The sequence below is a fragment of the candidate division KSB1 bacterium genome, from assembly GCA_022562085.1.
In the GTDB taxonomy this organism is placed as follows: Bacteria; Zhuqueibacterota; Zhuqueibacteria; order Oceanimicrobiales; family Oceanimicrobiaceae; genus Oceanimicrobium.
In genome coordinates, this window is the sequence record JADFPY010000360.1 from 1 (window position 1) to 4,479 (window position 4,479).

Below are 4,479 nucleotides of genomic sequence, written 5' to 3' on the forward strand. Positions count from 1 at the left end.
CGGCTGCTCTCATAGTAAAGTGAAGGAAATCGTGAAAGAAACAAAAGATTTCCTCAAAAAAGAGATCGACCTGGTCACAGGGGGTTTTCATCTTTTGCCCTATAAGTCCGATTATATTTCCGATCTTGCAAATGAAATGAAAAATCAACTGCATGTCAAACGGGTTGCGCCTGCCCACTGCACGGGTCAACTGGCATTCAAGATCTTTAGCGACATTTATGGCGAGAATTATCTTTTTGGTGGACTCGGTAGTGAGATTCGATTTTGAGGTATACTATTAATGTCTTTTTGTAAATATATTAGACTTCTGCAAAATCCAAATAAAACGAAAGCGAAGGCGTCCACGCCGGGCCCAGGAATTCGCCTTGGCGATTACTGTCAGAACAAACAAAACATTATCTACCAAAACCACATGAAAAAGCTTACGTTCTCCTTAATTTCGATCGCTCTGCTCGCAAGTACTTTTTTTGTAAATGATTGCGCCGCACAATCAAAAGAGACCGCTCCTAAACAAATTGCGAATTCAGACACAAGCAAGCTTGCCATCGATTTTCAAGCAATCAATTTAAAGGGCCAACCTTTCCACGCCAACTCACTAAAAGGCAAAACCGTTTTGCTTGATTTCTGGGCGGTCTGGTGTGCTCCTTGCATTGCCGCATTTCCAACTTTGAAGAAACTAAATCAAGATTTGAAGAAAGATAATTTTGAAGTTGTAGGGGTCGCGGTCTATTCCGGCACCTATAAGGATGTGCGACAATTTGTAGCAAAACATAACCTGGATTATAAAATCGTAGTCGGCGATGACGACCTTGTTGAAAAATTTGGCGTAATCGGTTATCCGACTTACTTTCTTATCGGTCCGGACGGTAAAATTCACAAAAAGTATGTGGGTGAAGCTAAGAATCTCTACTCAGAAGTAAAGAAAGATGTTTTGGGATTACAACAGAATCGGAGGAGCAAATGAAACTAAAACTTACTACCGTGACCTTGGGTGTGATTGCTTTTGCAGCATTGGCCGGGGCGGCTCTAGACGTTGTAAGGCTTGCCTGGAAACCTAAGAAGGGCACCTCTGCCAAATACGCAGTTCGAAAAACTTACGAAACAGAGTTTTCAGAAATAACCTATGAATTTAACTCTGTGGTTCGTGTGGAGACCATAGAAGATGGGAAGGTCGTTCTAGCAATAGAGAATTCAAGTCCGACTGTCACTTCTGATGGACCCACGGGCTGCGGAATTCAAGTCTACATCCCGACTATCAGAGCGACCTATTCCCGCCAAGGCGAATACTTATCCACTGAAAAATTGAACTCCACTTGGGCTGGACCTGGTCAAATGACAGCGAGCCAGGTCGTGAGGTTTGGCCATATGAATGCACTGGTTTTGCCTGACAAGCCCATCAAAAAAGGCGATTCGTGGGTGCACGCCGTGAATTCCAACTCTAACACTGGCGCCCTGGCAGCCAAAGGCACTTACAAATATCTAGGTACTGAAAGAATCGATAAATGGAGTACGTATAAAATCTCATTTCAGTACGAAGAGACCAGCGGCGAGGAATGGCAGCGCATGTCAGCGACGGGCACAAAATGGATTTCCACAGAAGATGGAAGCGTTGTTCAGGAAAAAGTCATCATTATCAACGCTCAAATTGCTGTCCACTCAGTGCCGATAGAAATTGAGCGCAAGAGAATTAATTAATTCATGACAAAAGCAAAAATAACTAACCCATAACTAACCCTTAATCAAAGGAGAAGAGTATGAAAAGAAAACTAGTGCTTTTACTCGTCTTGAGTTTGACCTGTTCAGCGTTTTTTTCTTTTGCCGGGGAGCGAGGTGCCAAGCCAGCGACCTTGGAAAACGAATTAAGTGCTGATGGGCAAAAAATTGTCGATTACTTGCTCGACGATTGGCAGACGCAAATGCATTCCACCAGCATTGCGTTGGCCATGGAGAACCTTGGGATGAAAGCAAATGATGCCGTACGGCTGGAAGTTGGTGAACATTTCAGGGCACACACTGATTTGGCAAATAATCTAAAATGGTGGGGAGCTAACAACTACATTCTAAACAATGATGAAAAGCTGATTGCGAAGTATCTAATTAATACCTACGCCGATGAGAAGCGCATTGCCGACCTAAAGGAACTGAGTAAGGAAGTCGGCATCCCGGAGAGCGATTTGAAAGGGCGACTGAATTTCATCGCTCAGGCCGGCCTTTTACAAGCGTCGAGCACTGAGAAATTGGGCTATGTGCTTACCGATAAATTTACCAGGTGGGGTGGACCGTTCCGCTATAACTTCCACACGGTAAGGCAAGAGGGTGCTAAAGTCTTCGATGTATGGTGAGGTGTCGACTTCCTGCTGTTGGTCAACAGCTATGGAGACAAGAAGGTTGAAATCGAAGATTCTTGTGCGCACTGCAGTAAGAGAATTAATCTTACTATTGAAAAAGGTGAAATTGCTTCTCTCAGCCCCGAGACCGTTTGGATTCAACAGGGGGGTGGCTGAGCGGTTGATAATCTCTTCTGGTCAGAAGAGCACTTAACTGATTGGTTGGATTCTTATCCAGAATACAAAAAATTAACTCATGCGAATATTGGAGAATTTTTGGAAAAAGTCAAATCGAAGCACAATTGAAAATAGTGGTACGTTCTTTTTTGTGTGAATTTGAAAGGGAGAGTCTGTTTTGGGCTCTCCCTTTTTTTGAGGTCTTCGTAGGTAGAACCCTTTACACGTTTAGGACAATAGTTAGCCGAGGTTGACTGAATTGCACATGATGAAATGCGGAAACAGCTTATGCGAATTTTGAACTCAGGGTTAGCCAAAGCGAAACGCTTGCCTATTTGGACATGGAGACTGGAAGGGGTAATGTTGTTGTCTTCATTGACACTTTTTGGTTGGTCGAGAATGCCGGATGGGAAAGGATCTAAGCCCTTAGAAGAGAAGGAAATCATGGTAGGTGGCATTGAATTTATCTATGTCAAAGGTGGCACCTTTCAAATGGGAGACCAATTTAGTGAAGGTAGTGATGATGAACTACCGGTGCATCCCGTTCGGGTGAATGATTTCTATATGGGCAAGCATGAGATTACATTTGACCAATATGATGCTTTTTGTGAAGCTACAGGCAGGAATAAACCTAGCGACGGAGATTGGGGACGTGGGAAACGTCCGGTGATATACGTAAGTTGGCGTGATGCAACAGCATTCAGTGAGTGGCTATCGGAACAGACACGAGAAAAAATACGATTACCGACAGAAGCGGAATGGGAGTACGCTGCAAGGGCAAGGGGAAAGAAAGTACGCTTTGGCAATGGAAAAAATATAGCAGATCCAACAGAGATAAATTTTAACGCAAGTGCGGATTACAAACAGAGCTACTCAGTCGCAGGAGAATATCGCAGAAAAACGCTGCCGGTAGGCACCTTTCGGCCGAACAGTTTGGGCTTATATGATATGAGTGGGAATGTATGGGAATGGTGTCAGGATAGATATGGTGAGGATTACTACACTAACAGTCCTGAAGATAATCCGAAAGGACCATCCAGCGGTAGTTCCTATGTCTATCGGGGCGGCTCGTGGTCAGTGTTTTTGCCGCAGCTCATGCGAGTTTGTGTCCGTTTTGGCACCTCTCCCGATTATCGATACTTCGGTATTGGCTTTAGAGTTGTGAGGACTTTTTAAACTTCTCTAAGTCCAGACATCTGAATTTAACGGGGTGGGTGCGATACGACTAATAATATCTGCTACTCAGGAAAAGCATTTAAGGGTTTGTTGGAGTCTGGTCAAGAATACAAAATGTTAAATTATGCAACCATAGCCTGAACTCCTCGTTATCCACCCTTTTGGCTTTGTAGCTAATTTTTTGTGAGAGAATCGGAATAATTTAGCAAAGGTGCTTGCTACTCATGTTATGTAATAATGAATAATATTCATGAAGTATTCATTTACCTAGATCTGGGAATGTTTAATGATAGAACTTTTGTTACTACAATGCCTAGTAGAACAATAAATAAACATAAATAGTGAAGTGATAAGAATACGTCAAGGATTAAAGATGAAACCCAAAGCCTTTTTTTTATATCTCATGAACGCATACCGTTGCGCCGGTCACGTTGCGAACAACCCCTCCAATGGTGGTTGGACAATTATATCATAGGTGGAGAAACCATAACCGGATACAGTGCACGCGGGCGAGGCGGACAATTTATTTTTGTTTTTCCCGATTTAAAATTGACCGTGGTTTTTACCGGCGGCAATGACAATCAATTGAGCGGGCAGCCCTATGACATGTTAGTGCGATCCGTTTTACCCGCGGCCGGATAACTTTGCCACTGAGTGGTAAATAAAAGGTGAAAAGATAGAGTTCAGGAGAATACATTAATGCGAAAAATTGACGCCCTTTTGTACACATTTTTTCTGCTGATTGTAAGTGGGTGTAGTGGCAATATTACCGAACCGGGAAGTGAACTGCCCGATTTCG

8 protein-coding genes are annotated in these 4,479 nt (G+C 43.3%); all 8 read left to right on the top strand.

Annotated elements, in window-relative coordinates:
- The first annotated feature begins 31 nt into the window (after window positions 1-31).
- Window positions 32-268, top strand: coding sequence for a hypothetical protein (locus IH879_20170; GenBank protein ID MCH7677245.1), 237 nt, complete (start codon window positions 32-34; stop codon window positions 266-268).
- 12 nt (window positions 269-280) lie between these two features.
- Window positions 281-964: a TlpA family protein disulfide reductase gene (locus tag IH879_20175; GenBank protein MCH7677246.1), complete on the top strand. Its 684-nt coding sequence runs from the start codon at window positions 281-283 to the stop codon at window positions 962-964.
- Entirely contained in the window at window positions 961-1,695 is a 735-nt protein-coding gene (locus tag IH879_20180) for a hypothetical protein (protein ID MCH7677247.1), read from the top strand. Before IH879_20175 ends, IH879_20180 begins: the two co-directional genes overlap by 4 nt.
- 59 nt (window positions 1,696-1,754) lie before the next feature.
- Window positions 1,755-2,342, top strand: coding sequence for a hypothetical protein (locus IH879_20185; protein ID MCH7677248.1), 588 nt, complete (start codon window positions 1,755-1,757; stop codon window positions 2,340-2,342).
- Window positions 2,343-2,360: 18 nt separating this feature from the next.
- Window positions 2,361-2,504 carry a hypothetical protein gene (locus IH879_20190; GenBank protein MCH7677249.1) on the top strand — a complete coding sequence of 48 codons (144 nt, stop codon included), beginning with the start codon at window positions 2,361-2,363 and terminating at the stop codon, window positions 2,502-2,504.
- A 366-nt stretch (window positions 2,505-2,870) separates the two neighbouring features.
- Window positions 2,871-3,680: a formylglycine-generating enzyme family protein gene (locus tag IH879_20195; GenBank protein MCH7677250.1), complete on the top strand. Its 810-nt coding sequence runs from the start codon at window positions 2,871-2,873 to the stop codon at window positions 3,678-3,680.
- A gap of 456 nt (window positions 3,681-4,136) precedes the next feature.
- Entirely contained in the window at window positions 4,137-4,322 is a 186-nt protein-coding gene (locus IH879_20200) for a hypothetical protein (GenBank protein MCH7677251.1), read from the top strand.
- A gap of 57 nt (window positions 4,323-4,379) precedes the next feature.
- On the top strand, window positions 4,380-4,479 hold a 100-nt coding region (locus IH879_20205), incomplete at its 3' end, for a lipoprotein (protein ID MCH7677252.1).

Coding starts and splice junctions, on each gene's coding strand:
- IH879_20175 (MCH7677246.1), top strand. CDS start 281: ATGTCTTTTTGTAAATATATTAGACTTCTGCAAAATCCAAATAAAACG.
- IH879_20180 (MCH7677247.1), top strand. CDS start 961: ATGAAACTAAAACTTACTACCGTGACCTTGGGTGTGATTGCTTTTGCA.
- IH879_20185 (MCH7677248.1), top strand. CDS start 1,755: ATGAAAAGAAAACTAGTGCTTTTACTCGTCTTGAGTTTGACCTGTTCA.